Consider the following 19,083-nt stretch of genomic DNA (forward strand, 5'->3'; position numbering starts at 1 on the left):
AGGGTGGGTCAAATCTCGGTGAAAATACCGGGTCAGTTCTCAGTGACAATCAACAGCAAGGTGAATGGCTTGGCGCATTGCGTGGCGCTATTGATGAAATCACATCTCACGTCCGTCACCACATTGGCCGACTTGCTGCGCGAGGAGCAGAATTACGCGACGCTGCAGGCGGGGTTAGAGACCAGCTGGAAACTAGCGAAAGACGCCGAGAAGCGACTGAAAGAGAGTTAAACGCGAGAGATAGCCACCGCAGCGCCGGACATTCGCTTTGATCTAACTGCAAATGTTGGCGTGGTTCGAGGGTCAGCAGTGGGAATCTTAGATTCGTTCTACAGCAATTCACCACACGTCTGCGATTTCTTTGCTGGGTGCGTATGCGGATAAACCGGCACTTCATGTAGAATGCAGCGAAAAGCTCGAACGAGCCCAAACTGCTTAGTGCTGCGTTTGGTGTGAACGGGTGCGAACCGCTCTCTGCTGCCGTTAGGTTTTAGGCAGTATGTTCGAGAAGCCGAATCTTAACCCTGGTCAGGGACGACCCGTTTGAGCTGCCATTCCATCCAAATCCCCGGAGGTCGCAGTTTCATCGGGCTTGTCATTCGGTGCGTCCTCAAAATCGAGCACTGTTCGCCGGGGCAGCCTGCGGGGCAAAGCGATCACGAGCAGGAAGGGATCGAGTTCTTGCGAAGCGCTGAACAGGCGCTCCGCAACACGTGCTCAGTGAGACATTCTGGAATTTCTTAGGTTTCCGAGATCAAGGCCCTAATATTGGCGGGACCGGTGGGGCGAATGCCCGATGGGTTCAGCGCTTTGATCGAATGATAGCCACGGGTAATGTGATCCATATTCACCGTCTCGGCGATGCCTGGCAGGCGATAGATGCGCGCCATCAATGCCGACAGCCGGGGATAGCTTGCGATCTGTCTGCGGTTTGCCTTGAAGAGACCGTGATAAGCGACGTCAAATCGGATCAGCGTAACGAACAGGCGAACATCGGTTTCGGTCAGGTGGTCGCCGAAAAGATAGTCCCCGATCAGCCGGTCTTCCAGCATCTCAAGCGTTGAGAACACGCCTTCCACGGCCTCGTCATAGGCTTCCTGCGAGCTTGCAAAGCCGCATTTATAGACGCCATTGTTGAGCTTGTCGTAGATCACAGCATTCAGCGCGTTTATCTCGGCCCCCTGTGCCTCGGGGTAAAGCCGGTGGTCGGAGGGCGCGATATGCTCGAAGGCTGTGTCGAACATGCGCAGGATGTCGGCGCTTTCGTTACTCACCATCACGCCCTGCTTTTCGTCCCAAAGAACCGGTACCGTCGCGCGTCCGGTGAAATGCGGATCGGCGCGGGTATAGATCTCGTGCATGTAACGCGCGCCGAAAAGAGGGTCTTCGTCGCTGCCGGGATATTCGCCAAAGGACCAGCCCTGATCGCTGAGTGTCGGGTTGACCACCGTGACCGGGATCATGTCATCCAGCCCCTTGAGTTTGCGGGCGATCAGCGCGCGCGAGGCCCAGGGGCAGATCAAGGCGACATAAAGCCGGTAGCGGCCAGGTTCGGCCTTGAAGCCCCCCTCGCCGGTTGGGCCAGCGCTGCCATCGGGGGTGATCCAGTTGCGAAAGCTCGACACTTGCCGCACGAAACGGCCCTTTTCGTCCGCCTTTTGCACCGGCTGCCAGTTTTCCATCCATTTGCCGTCTACAAGCATTGATTCGCCCTCCTTAAGCGGCGTGAAATACAAAAGAGCGCATCGAGATCGACCCAAGGTCGATATCGTCGGTCATGAAGGTCAGCGCATCGCGCTTGTCAGACGCCCCTGCAATGGTGAGCGCGGGAAGATAGTGATCCACAGATGGATGCGCCATGCGCAGCAGTGACCCTAGACCTTTGCGGTTGCTCAACGCGGCGAAGTCCCGGTCCTTGAGCTTTTCGGCAAATAGCGTGTCGAATTCGACGGCGAAGTCCTGCGGTGCGCTGCCTGCGCCCCAACGGGCGGCGCGCAGGTTATGCACCACATTGCCTGACCCAAGGATCAGAACACCGCGGTCGCGCAGCTCTGACAGAGCCTGGCCGATCTCAAGCTGGTAGCCAAGGTCTTGTCGCATGTCGATCGAGACCTGAAACACCGGCACATCCGCACTGGGGTAGAGGTATTTCAGCACCATCCAGGCCCCGTGATCGAGGCCCCAGAGATCGTCCTCTTCGGCATGGTGGCTGGCCAGAAGTGACACCACCTCACGCGCCAGCTTCGGATCGCCTTGAGCCGGGTATTGCTGCGCAAAAAGCGCCTCGGGGAAGCCATAGAAATCGTGGATTGTGCGCGGCATGGCGGACACATCCACCAGGGTTGTGCCCTTGCTCATCCAATGTGCGGACACGACCAGAATGGCCTTGGGTCGGGGCAAGCTGCGGCCCAGCTTGGTCCAGGCGCGGCTGTAGTCTGTGGCTTCGATGGCATTCATCGGGCTGCCGTGACCAAGGAAAACCAGCGGCATCCGGTCGCTCGGAGAGAGCCGCTCTTTGAGATCATTAAGGGATTGTGCGGTGTTCATGACGATGCTCCGTTGATTTGGGGGACGCCCAAAAGCGGCCCCCATGGCTTCAGGCGAAACGGCCCAACGTAGTTTGTAGGACAGGGATTTTCAGCGCATAGGCGCCGTTTCCAAGCAAAGCGATGGCACCAAGCACAACCGCCCAGTAGAGCGGGAATTCCCATCCGCCACCTTCACCCGAAAACAGCCATCCGTTGGATGAATGCACCCAGGTCGCGCCCAGCAGCACCGGGATCAGCGCCAGGGCGGCCAACCGTGTGGCCACGCCTGCGATCAGGGCCACGCCCCCCGCCAATTCGGCGAAAATGGTGAGATAGGCGAAAAGGCCGGGCAGGCCGAGGCTTTCGAAATAGCCGACGGTTCCCGCGATGGTGAAGACATTCACCTTGAGAAGCCCGTGGGCCAGAAACAGCACGCCGCTGGACACGCGCAAGATGGTTGCTGCGTAGTCGGCGTTTGAATAATTGGTCATGGTTCTGTCTCCTGTTTTTGGGGTTACGCGGCTTGCCATTGAGGGGCGATTTCTGCGCCCTGGCCCAGCACATAGCCAAACTGAATGTTCATGAAGCCAAGCGGCTCAAGGTAGCGGGCGTTTTTCAGCGGTCCTGCATCCACCGGGACAAGGCCGATCTCACTTGCGAGGGCTTTCACCTTGTCGCGTGCGGCGTTGTCATCGGCGGCCACAAAGGTTTGCAAGGGCTGGTCGCCGATGGTCAGACCGGTGCCATAATGCTGGGCGAAGATGGTGTTGAACGCCTTCGCGACCGAGGCACCGGGCAACATTGCCGCGATCTCTTCTGCAGCCGAGCTGTTTCCTGCGACCTGCAGGCCCGAGAAATCGTCTGTCACCGGGTTCGATACATCGATCACCAGCTTGCCGGTGAAATCCGCCTGTCCGGCCACATCCTTGGCCGCGCCATAGGGCGTGGCGAGGATCACGGTGTCGGCCGCTGCGACGGCGCTTGCCAGGTCGTCTTCTTTGCCATAGGCGGCGACATCGTGACCCGCCTTGGCCAGTACAGCGGTCAGGCCTGACCCGACATTCCCATTTCCAATAACTGCGATTTTCATGTCTTTACTCCTTTATTCGCCGCGTTGTCGCGGCCTGTGTTCTGACCCCTATTTACGGCTTGCAAACATTCAACAAAATGGCGAAGCTATTGAATGACTATCCACAAAGTGTTCGCAATAATTTCCCATGGACCTCACCGATGAACTCAAGGCCTTCGTGGCCACCGCACAGACAGGGTCGTTCACCGCGGCGGCTGATCAGCTTGGCGTGTCGAACCGGCTGACTTCGAAATATGTGGCCGAGCTTGAGGCACGGCTTGGCGTGCGGCTGTTCCAGCGCACAACGCGCAAGGTTGGCCTGACACCGGCAGGTGAGGATCTTCTGGCCCGCGCGCCGGCTTTGCTGGACGATCTCGATGACCTGCTGGCCGAGGTCTCTGAAGGGTCACGCGGTTTTACCGGTGTGATCCGCGTCTCGGCGCCAGTTACCTTTGGCGAGCTTTATGTCGTTGGGATGCTGCGCCGCTTTGCCGATGCAAATCCCGGCCTGAGTTTCGACCTGCGTCTCAGCGACGCCTATGTGGATCTCGCGCGCGACGGGATCGACCTGGCTTTCCGCATCGGCCGATCCGAGATGCTCTCGCTTAAGGAACGCAAATTGGGCACCTTGCGCTCTCGCCTTGTGGCCAGCCCCACCTATCTTACCGCGCAGGGGCAGCCAGACCATCCAGCGGATCTGGCGCATCATGCCTGCATCGTTGACACCAACCGCCGCGCGCCGCGCCGCTGGGTCTTTCACAGGGGGGAAGAGGATCTGGAGGTACAGGTACAAGGCCGCTTTCATGTCAATTCCGCCCGCGCCGCAGCAGAACTGGCGACCAATGGGCTTGGCATCGCCTATGCCCCGCGCTTCGCAATCTGCGACGGGCTGTCCGCTGGCAAGCTTGTCGAGCTGATGCAGAACTATTCCGGTGACACGACCACCGTGAATGCGGTCTACTTGGAGGGTCGGGCGCTGCCCCGGAAGATCCGAGCGCTGATCGACTTTGCCGTGGAAGACATAAAAACCTCGGATGTTTTATAATCGCAAATTGCGAACATTTTGTTCCAAGTGATACTGCAACTTCAACATTTTCGGCTGAATTTGGCGGACCTATGTTCCGTTTATCGCATCACAGATGATGCAGAACACAGAGCAAAGGAAAGCTGAAATGAAAACCGCAACCCTTATCACCGCCGCCGTTATGGCCGCCACATTTGGTACGGTTTCTGCTGCGCAGGATAACGATGTCACCACTGCCGCCCTGGCCGAACTGGCCCAGCGTCAGGCCGAAGACGCGCGCATTGCCAAGAACCTGGAAACCTTCGACATGCTCGATTTCGAAGTGTTTTCGAACCAGCAATGGGACCGGCTGCATGAAAGCCACGCCGAAGACATCAAAGTGCATTGGCCCGATGGCCGCGTGACCGAAGGTCTCGACGTGCATATCGAAGACCTCAAAGCGTTTTTCGTCTTCGCACCGGACACCCGGATCGAAACCCACCCTGTCCGCATTGGCCAGGGTGAATGGACCGGCGTAGTTGGTGTGATCGAAGGCACGTTTTCGGAACCGATGCCGATCGGTGGCGATCAGTTCATCCAACCCACCGGCCAAAGCTATAAGCTGACCATGGCCACTGTGGGCCACTGGACCGACGAAGGTGTCATGGATGAAGAATACCTGTTCTGGGACAACCATGCCTTTTACAAACAAATCGGTCTGATTGACTAAACCACTATCAGATCGGTAATAATTCGACGCCGTTCCAGACCCTGGAGCGGCGCTTTACCAACCTTGGTCGCTGGTGTGGCATAAGCAGCGTTCAACCTGAGCGGTGCAGCGAAAGCTAACTAAGTCCCGCATTGCAGACCTTGATGTGGCCTGCGGCAAAGGTCCGCTGAGCGGACTTTGCCGACATTGATGTTTAGCCATGTTGCTGACGCAGCATTTGTTTTCTCTTGCAGCACAACCATCGCTGCGTTGCGGCCGCGAGCCGCGGGAGCGGACATTCAGAGTTCGTCGGGCCCCAAAAATCTGTTCCACTACCGAATGACGGAGGGGAGCCCGTAGTTCCAACCCTGTACCTTGCTCGAACAACCGCTAGACGTCGCCACTTCAAGGTTAACGATCGCCATCGGAGCTGAGATCTTTCCCCGTAAGCTCCTGACGCAATGACAGCGCAACTTCGGCGAGGGTATCAATCAACTGCTTTTGAATTGGTCGGATACGTCAGGTGTCCGCGACGTAGAACTTCAGAATGTCTGGCGCGACACCCACGCCGTTGACTGGCGTGACGTCTTGAGGGCAGGCGGACATGACGGCGATGACGTCCATATCGGCGCGGAAGGTCACTTGGTCATCCGGTTTTGACACGGGTGCGACGAAACTTGTGCTGCCGTCGGCTTGCACAGGGACGTTCATCCAAAGATTGAAAGGGGCGGGAACAGCTGGCGCTTTGAGGCCAATGGCCATCAGCGCCATCCGCAGATTATCAGCGCAATTGTCGTGGTATTCCGTGCAGCCCAATTGCTGGTACCGGGCATGATCGCAGCAGGCGATTATCGTGTCATGCACACCATCGGATGTGTCTTCCGTGATTGTCATCAAGGGGCGACGCAGGTTGGAGGTCACACTGTCACCTACTTTGGGGAATATCGAGCCTAGGGCTGTGTGCAAATGCTCCATCGAAGAATACTCACCCACATCATCTGCTGCAAAAATCCAGAAATCGCAGACTTGATGGCCGCTGGGGTTCATCACGGTTAGCTGTTGACCTGCGCCGACGCGCACCGCCACGCCGCATCGCGCGTCGATTGTGTAGGTGTGGTTCATTCTGGGTGTGCCGTCAGCGGAAACGGCAATCTCAAGACTGCGGTTGGTACCATCGGGTCGGGAGGGGTCGAACGAGGCCATGGGCACGGGCTTTCGTGGATTATGTCTGGGTAGTTGCATTGTTTGGCGAGGGGCCATTCGCAAAGGAGCATAGACAGTTCTCGGCATATTGGAATGAAGCTTACGTGCTTCTCGTCGGAGACGTGCCGAAGATTAGCTCCGCTTTGACATCGGCTGGTTTTGCAAAGAACCGCAGGCGTTCTCATCGAGATGCATTCATTTCCAAGCTAAATGAACTAATAAGCACAATAAATTTTCTAAATTCCATTGCCGATGATAGCGTCCTCGCAATAACCGGGATTGAGAATTGAGATGGATCGACACGACTTCAAAAAGACCTTTGGCGCAACTGGTCCTGTCATTCTTCCTGTCATTCATGTGCTTGACAGCGAACAGGCCGAGCGGAACATCAAAGCAGCCATTGCTGGCGGGTGTCCGGGGGTTTTTCTGATCAACCACGACTTCGAGAAAGAGAAACTAGTCCCGATCATCAAGGAGATGCGGCAGGCGTTCCCGGACATTTGGCTCGGGGTGAATTTTCTGGCGGTCACCGGCAAGTTTGCCTTCCCAATTCTGGGAGAGATGCAAGCTGAAGGGTGCAAGGTCGATGGTTACTGGGCCGATGACGCACGTATGGATGAACGCCGTGCGGAAGATGATCAGCCCGAAGCAGATGAGATCGCGGCCATCCGCGAAGGAAGCGGTTGGACCGGGCTTTATATCGGCGGCACCGCATTCAAAAAGCAGCGCGACGTTGATCCAGCACAGTATGGCAAAAGCGCGCGCATCGCGACGCACTACATGGACGTCGTTGTGACCTCCGGCGTGGCGACTGGCCACGCAGCCGATGTTGGCAAGATCGACACGTTTCGCGCGCATTGCGGCGACACGGCACTTGGCCTTGCATCCGGCATCACACCTGAAAACGCAGCGCAATATGCAGATGCGGTTGATCTTTTCATGGTCGCGACCGGCATCAATTTTGACGGCGATTTCTACAATATTGATCCTGAGCGCCTGAAGCGGCTCATGGACCTCACACAGACATAAGGGAGAGAAAAGATGGCTCAAGACAAAGGACCCAGAGACGACCGTTGGTACTTCTCGCTGATGGCCCCGAACACCAAAGGCGACAAGTTTGCATGGCTTGACCCGACCTCAATCTACATCAACGGCAAGGCGTATCATGATCTGCTGGATGATCTGGTGGCTGATCTAGATGCCGATGAGATTGACGTCGTCGCGGGCCTTGATGCGATGGGCTTTGTTCTGGCGGCGGGCATCGCGGCCCGTATCGGGAAGGGGTTTCTGCCCATTCGCAAACCCGGAAAGCTCTGTGTGGATACAGACAGCGCGTCTATGACCAACTACTCCGGTCAAACCCAGTCGATGGAAATGCGCACGCCCGCCTTTGCACCCGGAACGCGGGTTTTGCTGGTGGATCAGTGGGTTGAAACCGGCGGCACGATGCATGGTGCTGTCCAGCTGGTTGAACAGCAGAAGGGCAAAGTTGCGGGCATGGTGGCGATTGTCATGGAAGAGAATGACAATACGAAGTCCTATCGCGAAAAGTACAAGGTCGTCACCGCGATCCAGCCCGGCACCGAATGGCAGCGCCAGGCCAATGCGCAGTATCTGGAAAGCTTCAAGACCTACAAACCCGAGATGGCGTTCCCGGTCTAAGGCCTGAACCCGGCGCACATCCAATCAAACTCTGACCAGAGGGGCTCGACAGATGAAATTGATCTGTGGAAACAGTAACCGTCCGCTTGCTGAAGCGATTGCCGCGCATATGCGTGTCCCTCTGGCTGAGTGTAACGTGCGTCGGTTTGCCGACGAAGAAGTCTTTGTCGAGATACAGGAAAACGTGCGCGGCGATGACGTCTATGTCATCCAATCAACGTCCTATCCAGCCAACGACAACCTGATGGAGCTGCTGGTGTTGATCGACGCGCTGCGCCGATCCTCTGCCGGGCGGATCACCGCCGTGATCCCCTATTTCGGCTATGCCCGTCAGGACCGCAAATCAGCCCCGCGCACGCCGATCACGGCAAAGCTTGTGGCGAACATGATCACGCAGGCGGGCGCGCATCGGGTGCTAACTATGGATCTGCATGCAGGGCAAATTCAGGGGTTCTTCGACATTCCCACCGACAATCTTTACGCGGTGCCCGAAATCGTGCGGGATATCGAAAAGCAAAAGGACCGCGACAATGTGATGGTCGTATCCCCGGACGTAGGCGGTGTAGTGCGCGCACGCGCTTTGGCGAAACGTCTCTCGACTGGCCTCGCAATTGTAGACAAGCGCCGCGACAAGCCCGGCTCGTCTGAAGTCATGAACATAATCGGGGACGTCTCTGGCAAGTCCTGCATGTTGGTCGATGACATTATCGACTCTGGCGGTACGCTCTGTAATGCCGCGACGGCGCTGCTCGAAAATGGCGCGGCGGAAGTTTCTGCTTACATCACCCATGGGGTCCTGTCCGGCAAGGCTGTCGACAGGATCAATGCATCTGATCTGACGTCCCTGGTCATCACCGACACAATTTGCGCTACCGAAGCGGTCACCGCATCATCGAAAATTCGCGAGATTTCGATTGCGCCAATGTTCGCCAAGGCGATCACACGGATCGCGAATGGAGAGTCCGTCAGCGTCTTGTTCGAATAGAGGGTGATCATACGATTTGCATAAAGCAACTTTATCGTTGTTCGCTATACATTTTCAGCGCTAATGTTCTCGTATGGGCGCGGTCAACCTTTCAACAGAGCTCCTCAGAGCTTTCATCACTGTCATTGAGGTGGCAAGTTTCACGCGCGCGGCCGAGATACTTGGTCGGACGCAACCTGCCATCAGCCTGCAAGTGAAGCGCTTGGAAGAAGCGGTTGGCTATCCGCTCATTGCGCGGAAGGGCAAAGAGATATCGCTCACGGAGCGGGGGGAGGCTCTGGCCATACATGCGCGCCAGATTCTGCGCCTGAACGATCTGGCAATGGCGGAGTTTGAGCAGCGTGATCCCGCAGCAAGATTGCGGGTGGGGTTGCCTGTGGACTATGCGGTCAACACCCTGCAAGCCTGTTTGACGGACGTTGTCCGACAATTCCCCGATACACAGATCGAAATTCGATGTGATCTGTCCAAGCATCTGCTGGCGGCCATGCGGAGCAACGAAATCGATATCGCCGTGGCATTGTTCGACGGGGACGACCAGCAGTTCCTATTCCGCAACTGGAAAGAACAACCAACCTGGGTTGGCGCCAACGGGTTCGAGATCCCGGAACATGCTGACATCCCCCTTGTCGCGCACCCCTTTGGTTGTGTGTACCGCGACCGTATGGCTACCGCTTTGAAGTTGGTGGGAAAAAGCTGGCGCATCGCTTACTCCAGTCCCGGCATTGGTGGCGTTCAACGCGCGGTCCAGGATGGCCTTGGCCTTTCGTGCCTGACTGCTCCGACGGTCCAAAGCGGCATGCGCACTTTTTCTGAACAAGACGGCCTGCCGGTTCTTGCCCCTTTGCACATCGGGCTTTTCGCACGACAGGCTCAGTTGGGTGCGGGCGGATACGCGGCCATGGATGCCATGATCAACACCTTGGAGCAACGCTCATCGAGCGCTATTGACGCATAACTGCTCATTATGAAGGCATATCAACGATAAATTTCCTAAAAGTCTCATTTTACCATACCATTCTACAAAAATCAGACTGAACACTATGGTTCGGCGAAAAATCAAATGCTCTTTTGCTGGGAAAGAGTGACCAACCGGGAGACACAAATGTACAGACCAACCGTAACTTCATCACTATTGGGCTTGAACCGCCGCCAACTGCTGAAAGCTGGCGGCGCAGCCGTTCTGACAACACCATTTGTCAGCCGCGCCTGGGCGGCAACGACCGAAATCAACATGCTTGCGTGGTACGGCCATGGAGAGGCTGATGTGGTTGCGGAGTATGAGGCTGCAAACAACGTGAAGTTCGTGCCAAAGTATTATGCTGGTGGCGACAACATGCTGGCGCTGATCGCCCAATCCCCTCCGGGCACTTACGATCTGATCCTGTCTGACGCAGAATTCGTGCAGCAGCTGAACGCAGCTGGCTACATCGAAGAAATGAACCCGGCAGATTATCCGCTGGATGACATGCTGCACGAAGACTTCTCGCAGTTCCCCGGCCACTGGGCGGACGGCAAGATGTATTCCATGATCCTGCGCGGGGGGCACTTGGGTGTTTCCTACAACAAGAACTCCGTGACAGCGAAAGAAGCGGAAAGCTATTCCTGCTTCTGGAAGCCGGAGCTTCAGGGCAAAGTGGGCCATTTTGACTGGCACCTGCCGACCCTAGGTCAGATGAGCCTTTATGATGGGAATGGCGCTGACCTTTGGAACCTGAACGACGATCAGTGGTCCAAGGTTCAGGAGACCACCATGAGCCTGCGCTCGCAGGTTGGCGGCTTCTTTGACTATGGCGGCACGTTCAATGGCCTGAAAAACGGCGAGATGCAGGCGATGGTTGGCATCGGTGACTGGATCACCGGCGTTCTAGAAAAAGACGGCGCGCCTGTCGCGTCCGTGATCCCGAAGGAAGGCGGCATTCAGTTCACTGAAAGCTATTCCATCGGCAAGGGCAGCGAAAAGGCCGAAGAGGCCAAGAAGTTCATCCAGTACATGATGTCCCCTGCAGGTCAGGTGAAATCTGCACAGATGGCGGCCTATCCCGGCTTCTGCGTGACCAAGGCTGGCCGCGCCGCCCTGATCGAGGCTGACATGGCGGAAGCCAAGCGGTCGCACCAGGTCGATGGTGATCCGCAAGATCCGATCGCACTGATCAAGGAAGGCCGGGTCCATTACCGCGACATTCCTCAGCAGCAGACGCTGGAGGACTGGAACGACTTCTGGTCCGAGTACAAGAGCGCCTGATCTAGGGCCCAAAGAACCAAAAAAGGGCGGCCAACAGGTCGCCCCCTTTTTCCCTTAAGACGCGAAAGCCCTGCACAGCCCCATGTCTTCCAATCCTGAAAATCGCCCAAGCCTTTATGCGCTGACGTGGCGTTTGCCGATCATCTTCTGGCAGCTGATCTTCTTTGTCGGGCCGGTTCTGTTCATGGTCGCGATGTCGTTCTTCCTGGTGAAGAACTATCGCATGACCGAAGCCTTCGAGTTCGTGAACTGGTCGCGGATGCTGACGCGCGGGTTCTTTTGGGACAGCTATTGGTACACGATAGGCATCGCCACACTGTCCACCGTCTGCGCGATGTGTATCGCCTTTCCGGCAGCCTTTGCATTGGCCTTCCGCGCTTCTGAAAGCACGCGACGCTGGGCGATCTTTCTGCTGATCATTCCGTTTTTCACCAGCTATCTGGTGCGCACATTTTCATGGTTCGTGATTCTGTCCGAAAGTGGCGTGGTAAATGCCGTGCTGGGCTACATCGGCCTTGGCCCCTACACCATGCTGAACACCAACTTCGGCACGCTGGTGGGCTACATGACTCTGACCCTGCCGCTGGTGGTCATACTGCAAACCGTCACGATGGCCAATATCGACAAAAACCTGATTGAGGCGGCGCGCAACCTTGGCTGTTCGCCCCTGCGCACGATCTGGCAGGTGATCATTCCACTGTCCAAGACCGGGCTGATCATCGCGGCGATCTTCTGCTTTATTCTGTCCTTTGGTGACTTTGTGGCACCCTTCTATCTGGGCGGATCGCAGGAACCGACCCTGCCAATCCTGATCCTCGATACCACCAAGTCCGGCCAGCAATGGCCGCGCGCAGCCGTTGTCGCGATCATGATGATGGTTACGCTCTTTGCCATCGCCTTCACCGGCATTGCTTTGGCCTATCGCAAGGGGAAGGGCGCAAAATGAAACAGAGCCGATCCCTCAACTTTATCCTTGGCATCTATGTCGTCCTGATCTTCGCCTTCGTATTTGCGCCCATCATCTTCAGCATGATCTTTTCCTTCAACTCGCAGCGCTTCCCGACGATCCCGTTGGGTGAGTTTTCGACCGAATGGTACGCTAAGGTCCTGGCCGATCCGGACATCTGGAAAGCCGCGCGCAACAGCCTGATCGTCTCCTGCTCAACGGCTGTGATCGCGACATTCCTAGGCTTTTGCACGGCCTATTCCGACTTCCGGTACAACTTCCGATTCAAAGGCCCGTACCTTGCGCTGATCCTGCTGCCGCCCACGATTCCGCTGATCATCATGGCGCTGGCCATGCTTGCGTGGCTGTCCAAGATCGGGATGTCCGGGCAGCTTTATTCGATCATCATTGCGCACAGCGTGCTGACAGCACCTTTTGCCATGGCTGTGATCCGCCTGCGGCTGAACCAAATGGACCCGGACCTCGAATCCGCTGCATGGAACCTGGGCGGATCGGAATGGCAGACCATGCGGCATGTGATCGTGCCGTTCTGCAAGCCTGCCATTTTTTCAAGCCTGTTCCTGACGGCCGCTGTCTCCTTCGACGAATTTGCTGTGTCATGGTTTGTCTCTGGCCTGAATTCTACGTTGCCCGTGGTCGTTCTCGAAATCGTTCAGGGCAATATTGACCCGCAGGTCAACGCCATCGGGACATTCGTCTTCCTCACATCAATGACGCTGGTTGTGCTGGCACAGCTCTTCTTCGCCAGCCGCCAAATCAAGGGCCTGCACGCATGAGCAAACCGCTGGTTGTCTTTGACAAAGTACAAAAGCACTTCGGCAATTTCGTTGCAGTTAAAGAACTGGATTTCGAAATCCGCGAAGGTGAGTTCCTCGCAATCATGGGGCCATCCGGCTGCGGCAAGACCACAACTTTGCGCATGTTGGCTGGCCTCGAAGCGCCGACGCACGGCGAGATTCGCCTAAATGATCGAGTGATGAATGACGTTGCCCCGCACGAGCGCGACACGCCTTTGGTTTGGCAGTCACTCGCGCTCTTCCCATTCCTGACGGCGCGCGAAAACGTCGAATTTGGTCTCAAGATGCGTGGCGTGGACAAGGCGGAACGCAAAGAGCGTGCGATAAAGTGGCTCGACAAAATGGGGATCCTCGAATTTGAGAACCGCCATATTTCGACCTTGTCAGGTGGCCAGAAGCAACGTGTTGCACTGGCTCGTTCGCTGGTGATGGAGCCACAGATCCTGCTCTTGGACGAACCATTGTCAGCTCTGGATGCTCATTTGGTAATTCGCATGCAGGCCGTCCTCACGGACCTTCAGCGCGAGTTGGGGATTACCTTTGTCTACGTGACCCACTCCCAGTCCGAGGCCTTTGCGATGGCCGACCGCGTCATCATCATGGGCAAAGGCGAGATTGGTCAGATCGGCACGCCCAAGGAAATCTACCGCGCCCCTGCAAACCAGTTCGTCGCCGAGTTTGTGGGCCGCAACAATATTCTGGCAGGCAAAGTCAAATCTGTTGACGGCGGTACGGCGCGCATCACAACCACCTCTGGCGAATTCACAGTACCCACGAACGAGGTGCAGCTGGTCGAAGACCACAACGCCAGCTTCGTGATCTCCGCCGATCTGGTGCACATCGCATCAGAAGAACCCGTCGGCGGGAACAAGGCGTATTGCAAGCTGATTTCTGAAGAATTCGTCGGCTCCATGGTCACCCTGTTCCTCGAAGACGCGCAGGGCCATGAATTCAAGGTCCAGATGCAGGAACGCGAACTGTCCAAGTTCGATCTGCACTCTGGTGATGAAATCTGGCTGTCGTGGGACACGCAAAGCGCCCACGTCCTGAACGAAAGCTGACGATGTGATCCGCAACCCCATCCCCTGGCCCAATGGTGCCAAATGCGCCGTGGCAATTACGTTCGACATGGATGCGGACAGCCTGATCCACATCGCCAAGCCCGAAGACAGCCACGACCGGCTCTACCCCATTTCAATGGGCCGCTATGGCCCTCTGGTCGCGCTACCCCGCATCCTCGACACCTACCGGTGTCTGGGCCTGAAGCAATCGTTCTTCATCCCCGGCTGGTGTTTGGAGACCTACCCGGATGTGGCCGAGGCGATCCTGAAAGACGGGCACGAGATCGGCCACCACGGATACTTGCACGAAGACCCTATAAAGACACGCGGGGAGCAGCGCGAGTGGTTCGAGCGCACGCTCGATGCGCATATGCGCATCTGCGGGCAAAAGCCGCGTGGTTACCGTGCACCGGTCTACAACATAACGCAGGAAGTCGTCGATCTGATGATCGAACACGGCATTCGCTATGACAGCTCAATGATGGCCGACGACATTCCGTACCGTTTGGACACGGCCAATGGATCTCTCTACGAAATGCCTGTGCATTGGGGTACCGACGACTGGCCCCCCTTCGCGCATTACGACGAGATTGGGTACATGATGCCAGTTGCAAGCCCGTCGCACGGGCTCAGCGGTTTCTGGGAGGAATTCGAGGCGCAGTATGACGCCGGTGGTTTCTTTATGCTGATCATCCATCCTTTTCTCACAGGGAGATTGGCGCGGTGGAAGCAGGTTGAAGCATGGATTGCCAAAACGCAGGAAACCAAAGACGTCTGGTTTGCCACCCTTGACGAGATTGCCGATCATATGGACCAGTTGCAGGAGAATGGCACCTGGATGCCAAGCGTTGAACGGCTGCCCTACTACGACGGGCCAATCCTGGGGGACAAGACATGAACGCTGACGACACACGCTTGCTGCGCATCGCTTACGACGAGGCCAAAGCCGGGTTTGAAGAAGGCGGGTGCCCGATAGGTTCAGTGCTGGCGCGCGGCGGCGAAGTCGTAGCCCAAGGGCGCAATCAACGTGTCCAAAAAGGCGACCCGATTGCCCATGGCGAGATGGATGCGTTGCGCAAGGCCGGCCGCCAGAAGACCTATCGCGACACGACGCTTTATACGTCGCTCAGCCCGTGCATGATGTGCACCGGGACGATCATTCAATTCGGCATCCCGCGCGTGGTGATCGGCGAAAACACCAACTTCGGCGGGAACGAAGAGTTCCTACGCTCGAAAGGCGTTGAAGTGATAGTCGCAGATGACCCCGATTGCATTGCTCTGATGCAGCGCTTCATCGATGAAAAACCGGAGCTCTGGGCAGAGGACATCGCGGAGTAATCGCGTCCTGTGATCAAAAACGAGAGCATGACTGTAGATCGGCCGGATCTCGTGCCCGCGGGGGCGTTCAGCTATCCGGTCAAGGATCCCAAGGCAACCCGGTGGTTCGGGTTCCTGCTGTTGCCCCAATTCACTTTGCTCGCGTTCAGCGCTGCTCTGGATCCTCTGCGCATCGCCAACCAGCTGTCCCAAAAACCACTCTATGGATGGCTGGCCATCTCAGATGACGGCAGGGCTGTTTCGTCATCCTCCGGCATCGATATTGATGTGCATGGCAGCCTGGACGATCTGAACCCCGATACCTACCTCTTTGTCTGTTCGGGCAACAATAGTATTCAGGCGGCCTCCGACGATGTCTTGGGGGGCATACGCCGCCACGCCCGGTTTGGCGGCAAGCTTGGCGGCATCTGCACCGGTGCTGCGACCCTCGCGCGCGCGGGTTTTCTCAGGGACAAGACTTTCACCCTTCATTGGGAAAACCAGCCCGGATTTGTTGAGGCATTTTCCGATCTGGAGCCCACACCACAGAGGTTCGAAAGGGACGGAAGTCTGCTGACTTGCGGTGGTGGTGTTGCGGCAACTGAAATGATGATTTCGATCATCGCCGAAGACTATGGCGAAGACTTTGCAATCGCCGTTTCGGATATGTGTTTGAACGGCCCCGATGTCGCGACCCGCAGCGAACAGCGCTCCTCAATCGCCAAGGCCATCAGCTCTCGCAATCCTCGTATCCTTGCTGTTCTGCGGGCCATGTATGACAATATCGAGGACCCGCTGACGCTCGATGAACTTGCCACAAGCGCGGGTATTTCGCGCCGTCAGATTGAACGTCAGTTCAGACAATTGCTGAACGAGGCTCCGGCGCAAACCTATCGCAACATCAGATTGGAACGCGCGCGCACATTGCTTACAGAAACCAACCTGAGTGTCATGGAAGTTGCCATGGCGTCAGGGTTCAACTCGAACAACGTATTCTCACGGCATTACAAAGAGCGATACGGCGAAACACCCTATGGGCACCGAGGGCGGCTCAAAACGGTGGGCAACAACAAATAGTGTCGCGCTAGATGTGGAACCTCAACAGGTTGTTCCGATCAAAGTCTAGCCGGCTGATGGGTGGTTTTGATTTTAGCGCCGTGTGTGGGCGGTGCCAATTGTAGAGGTGGGTCCAGACCGGCAGATCGGCGGCGCGGTCGTCTGAGGTCTGATAGACTCGGGCGTAGGCCCATTCACGCAGAGCAGTCTGGATGAACCTCTCGGCTTTTCCGTTGGTTTTGGGCGTGTAGGGTTTGGTGCGGATGTGGCGGATGCCAAGCTCGGCACAGGCGGCCTTGAAAGCATGAGATTTGTAGCACGACCCATTGTCTGTCATCACCCGCGCAACCTTCACCCCGATGGACGCATACCAGGCCACCGCCGCATTCAGGTGCGCCACCGCGCTCACCGCCTTTTCGTCGGGATGGACCTGGGTGAAGGCCAGGCGCGAGGCGTCATCGACACAGACATGCACATGTTCCCAGCCGATCCCTCGGCTGTTCGACTGGCCTGTCCTGTCGCCCGTGATGCGGTGCCCGGCGCGCTCAAACTTGCCAAGACGCTTGATATCGAGGTGGATCATGTCGCCGGGATGATCGCGTTCATACCGGCGTACAGGCTCGGCAGGCTCCAGATCGCGTAGCCGCGAAAGGCCCGCCCTGCGCAGAACCCGGCTGACCGTCGCCGCCGAAACGCCGGTCCTTGCCGCAATATGTGCCCCGGTAAGACGCTGACGGCGCAAGGCGATGATCCGGTCTGCCACGTCATCAGGCGTAGGATTGCGCAGAGAATAAGGGCGTGAACTGCGATCCTGCAAACCTTCGCGCCCCTCCTGTTCATACCGCCGCCACCACTTCGTGGCCGTCTTGGCAGAGCAGCCGCAGATCGCCCCAGCCTGCGCAAAACTCATCCCGCATGCAATCATCCCCACTAGCCGCTCTCGACCCAATGGCGTCAGTCTGGCATTCTTGTGCACGTTCATTCGATCCCTCCGAACAAGGTTGGTGCTTGGTAACTCCAACCAACTCGGTCTGGATCGAATGGACAACCTGCTGAAAGCTCACAGCTAGAGCCGGTATGAGCAGCTGTAGCCGCTCATACCTTGGATCAGGACTGTTTACCCGACGACGTTGTGCTCCGGTCCGTAGGGGAAACCGGTGATGTTCTCGTTACCGTCTTCGGTGATGACCAGAATGTCATGCTCGCGGTAGCCGCCTGCGCCGGGCTGGCCATCAGGAATCGTCAGCATTGGCTCCATCGAGATCACCATCCCCGGTTCAAGCACAGTGTCGATATCTTCCCGCAGCTCAAGCCCTGCCTCACGGCCATAGTAATGCGACAGAACGCCAAAGGAATGGCCATATCCAAAGGTCCGGTACTGCAGCATGTCGCGCTCCGCAAAGAAGTCGTTGATCTTGTGCGTGACCTCGGCGCAGGACACACCCGGCTTGAGCAAGCTCATTCCGTATTCATGGGCAGCGACATTCGCTCCCCAGACCTTGAGGCTGGCCGGATCCACCTCCTCGACGAAAAGTGTGCGCTCGAGCGCCGTGTAGTAGCCCGAGATCATCGGGAAGGTATTGAGGCTGAGGATGTCACCGCGCTCTAGTTTGCGGCAGGTCACAGGGTTGTGCGCGCCATCGGTGTTAATGCCAGACTGGAACCAGACCCATGTGTCGCGGATTTCAGAATCTGGGAACCGTTTGGAAATCTCCAATTCCATCGCATCGCGTCCGGCCATGGCAACGTCGATCTCGCGCGCTCCGGTTTTGATCGCGTCCTTGATGGCATATCCACCAACGTCCGCTGTCGCGGCACCTGCTCGGATCAGTTCGATCTCTGCCTCAGATTTGTGCATGCGCAACCGCATGGTTGTCGGCGCGATGTCTTTCTTGACAGAGGGTGCCAGGAATTCATCCATCAAGCCCAGTTGTGTATAGGAAATGTGATCCCCTTCGAATCCGACTACCTTACCGGACCCCGTCACAGACTGGATCGCACGCCAATAGTTGTTCCGCTGCCAATCAGTGTAGGTGATGTTGTCACCATAGCCACGACGCCAGGGCTGTGCCGCGTCGATGCCTGCGCTGAACGTGACGGTTTCGGTCGCTGTGACCACCTGAGCGTAAGGCCGACCAAACGCACAATACAAAAAGCCCGAGTAGTAGGAGACGTTGTGCATTGAGGTTAACACGCAGGCATCAATGCCCTCATCGGCCATGACCGCACGCAGCTTGGTCAAGCGTGCTTCATATTCGGCGTCGGCAAAAGGCAGCACCTTTTCGCCTTGGTGAAAACGGTAAAAATCTGGGCGCTGTCCTGCAACGCCAAACTCGGATATTCCGGACATCGGTATACTCCTGTTCAGGCCGAGTGTGACGAGGAGGAGCGTGCTTCATACCGGTTGCACCTTCCCTCACCACAAGAGCGGCAAAGCAAGATCCCGGCGTTCAGGATGGTTGGATAGGGATGCTCTAATCG

General features: G+C 57.0%; 21 protein-coding genes. 14 read left to right on the forward strand and 7 right to left on the reverse strand.

Going from position 1 to position 19,083, the window contains the following annotated elements:
* A partial coding sequence (locus NIT7645_RS19610; RefSeq protein ID WP_216818305.1) for a hypothetical protein occupies nucleotides 1-231 on the forward strand: 231 nt, incomplete at its 5' end.
* Nucleotides 232-740: 509 nt separating this feature from the next.
* Here the strand turns inward: NIT7645_RS19610 and NIT7645_RS16235 are convergent.
* The 4 genes from NIT7645_RS16235 to NIT7645_RS16250 are packed head-to-tail and all read right to left on the reverse strand — an operon-like array spanning nucleotide 741 to nucleotide 3,618.
* Nucleotides 741-1,703, reverse strand: coding sequence for a glutathione S-transferase family protein (locus NIT7645_RS16235; RefSeq protein ID WP_050687535.1), 963 nt, complete (start codon nucleotides 1,701-1,703; stop codon nucleotides 741-743).
* A gap of 13 nt (nucleotides 1,704-1,716) precedes the next feature.
* Complete coding sequence (gene ygiD, locus NIT7645_RS16240; protein ID WP_050687536.1) at nucleotides 1,717-2,547, reverse strand: 4,5-DOPA-extradiol-dioxygenase; 831 nt, start codon at nucleotides 2,545-2,547, stop codon at nucleotides 1,717-1,719.
* A gap of 49 nt (nucleotides 2,548-2,596) precedes the next feature.
* Nucleotides 2,597-3,019, reverse strand: coding sequence for a DoxX family protein (locus NIT7645_RS16245; protein WP_050687539.1), 423 nt, complete (start codon nucleotides 3,017-3,019; stop codon nucleotides 2,597-2,599).
* 23 nt (nucleotides 3,020-3,042) lie between these two features.
* The gene (locus NIT7645_RS16250; protein WP_050687541.1) at nucleotides 3,043-3,618 is read right to left on the reverse strand and encodes an NADPH-dependent F420 reductase; all 576 of its coding nucleotides are present in this window, start codon (nucleotides 3,616-3,618) and stop codon (nucleotides 3,043-3,045) included.
* 127 nt (nucleotides 3,619-3,745) lie between these two features.
* On the opposite strand from NIT7645_RS16250, the gene NIT7645_RS16255 reads away from it, so the two are divergent.
* Nucleotides 3,746-4,642, forward strand: a complete 897-nt coding sequence (locus NIT7645_RS16255; protein ID WP_050687543.1) for a LysR family transcriptional regulator — start codon at nucleotides 3,746-3,748, stop codon at nucleotides 4,640-4,642.
* 127 nt (nucleotides 4,643-4,769) lie between these two features.
* Nucleotides 4,770-5,330: an ester cyclase gene (locus NIT7645_RS16260; protein ID WP_050687619.1), complete on the forward strand. Its 561-nt coding sequence runs from the start codon at nucleotides 4,770-4,772 to the stop codon at nucleotides 5,328-5,330.
* A gap of 498 nt (nucleotides 5,331-5,828) precedes the next feature.
* Here NIT7645_RS16260 and NIT7645_RS16265 read toward each other — a convergent pair whose 3' ends face one another.
* A complete protein-coding gene (locus NIT7645_RS16265) occupies nucleotides 5,829-6,512 on the reverse strand; it encodes a DUF1989 domain-containing protein (protein ID WP_050687544.1) in 684 nt (227 codons plus the stop codon).
* Nucleotides 6,513-6,803: 291 nt separating this feature from the next.
* Here NIT7645_RS16265 and NIT7645_RS16270 point away from each other — a divergent pair, with 291 nt between their 5' ends.
* The 11 genes from NIT7645_RS16270 (at nucleotide 6,804) to NIT7645_RS16320 (ending at nucleotide 16,623) form a co-directional block, all read left to right on the forward strand.
* The gene (locus NIT7645_RS16270) at nucleotides 6,804-7,541 is read left to right on the forward strand and encodes a BtpA/SgcQ family protein (protein ID WP_050687546.1); all 738 of its coding nucleotides are present in this window, start codon (nucleotides 6,804-6,806) and stop codon (nucleotides 7,539-7,541) included.
* Between the two features lie 12 nt (nucleotides 7,542-7,553).
* The gene (locus NIT7645_RS16275; protein ID WP_050687554.1) at nucleotides 7,554-8,174 is read left to right on the forward strand and encodes a phosphoribosyltransferase family protein; all 621 of its coding nucleotides are present in this window, start codon (nucleotides 7,554-7,556) and stop codon (nucleotides 8,172-8,174) included.
* 52 nt (nucleotides 8,175-8,226) lie between these two features.
* Complete coding sequence (locus tag NIT7645_RS16280; protein ID WP_050687556.1) at nucleotides 8,227-9,159, forward strand: ribose-phosphate pyrophosphokinase; 933 nt, start codon at nucleotides 8,227-8,229, stop codon at nucleotides 9,157-9,159.
* A gap of 73 nt (nucleotides 9,160-9,232) precedes the next feature.
* Complete coding sequence (locus tag NIT7645_RS16285) at nucleotides 9,233-10,117, forward strand: LysR family transcriptional regulator (RefSeq protein ID WP_050687558.1); 885 nt, start codon at nucleotides 9,233-9,235, stop codon at nucleotides 10,115-10,117.
* Between the two features lie 147 nt (nucleotides 10,118-10,264).
* On the forward strand, nucleotides 10,265-11,404 hold the full coding sequence (locus tag NIT7645_RS16290; RefSeq protein WP_050687560.1) for an ABC transporter substrate-binding protein: 1,140 nt from the start codon (nucleotides 10,265-10,267) through the stop codon (nucleotides 11,402-11,404).
* Between the two features lie 82 nt (nucleotides 11,405-11,486).
* Complete coding sequence (locus tag NIT7645_RS16295; protein WP_050687562.1) at nucleotides 11,487-12,350, forward strand: ABC transporter permease; 864 nt, start codon at nucleotides 11,487-11,489, stop codon at nucleotides 12,348-12,350.
* Nucleotides 12,347-13,147, forward strand: a complete 801-nt coding sequence (locus NIT7645_RS16300) for an ABC transporter permease (protein WP_050687564.1) — start codon at nucleotides 12,347-12,349, stop codon at nucleotides 13,145-13,147. The genes NIT7645_RS16295 and NIT7645_RS16300 overlap by 4 nt, the downstream gene beginning before the upstream one ends.
* Complete coding sequence (locus NIT7645_RS16305; RefSeq protein WP_050687565.1) at nucleotides 13,144-14,229, forward strand: ABC transporter ATP-binding protein; 1,086 nt, start codon at nucleotides 13,144-13,146, stop codon at nucleotides 14,227-14,229. The genes NIT7645_RS16300 and NIT7645_RS16305 overlap by 4 nt, the downstream gene beginning before the upstream one ends.
* 4 nt (nucleotides 14,230-14,233) lie before the next feature.
* Complete coding sequence (locus NIT7645_RS16310) at nucleotides 14,234-15,127, forward strand: polysaccharide deacetylase family protein (RefSeq protein ID WP_050687567.1); 894 nt, start codon at nucleotides 14,234-14,236, stop codon at nucleotides 15,125-15,127.
* Nucleotides 15,124-15,567, forward strand: a complete 444-nt coding sequence (locus NIT7645_RS16315) for a nucleoside deaminase (RefSeq protein WP_050687569.1) — start codon at nucleotides 15,124-15,126, stop codon at nucleotides 15,565-15,567. The genes NIT7645_RS16310 and NIT7645_RS16315 overlap by 4 nt, the downstream gene beginning before the upstream one ends.
* Nucleotides 15,568-15,594: 27 nt before the next feature.
* Nucleotides 15,595-16,623 carry a GlxA family transcriptional regulator gene (locus NIT7645_RS16320; protein ID WP_050687621.1) on the forward strand — a complete coding sequence of 343 codons (1,029 nt, stop codon included), beginning with the start codon at nucleotides 15,595-15,597 and terminating at the stop codon, nucleotides 16,621-16,623.
* A 7-nt stretch (nucleotides 16,624-16,630) separates the two neighbouring features.
* Here NIT7645_RS16320 and NIT7645_RS16325 read toward each other — a convergent pair whose 3' ends face one another.
* A complete protein-coding gene (locus tag NIT7645_RS16325) occupies nucleotides 16,631-17,584 on the reverse strand; it encodes an IS481 family transposase (protein ID WP_050687571.1) in 954 nt (317 codons plus the stop codon).
* Between the two features lie 135 nt (nucleotides 17,585-17,719).
* Nucleotides 17,720-18,952 (reverse strand): aminopeptidase P family protein, encoded by a 1,233-nt coding sequence (locus tag NIT7645_RS16330; RefSeq protein WP_050687573.1) that lies wholly within the window; start codon nucleotides 18,950-18,952, stop codon nucleotides 17,720-17,722.
* Nucleotides 18,953-19,083: the final 131 nt, after the last annotated feature.

It is taken from the genome of Phaeobacter italicus (genome assembly GCF_001258055.1).
Taxonomy (GTDB): domain Bacteria; phylum Pseudomonadota; class Alphaproteobacteria; order Rhodobacterales; family Rhodobacteraceae; genus Phaeobacter; species Phaeobacter italicus.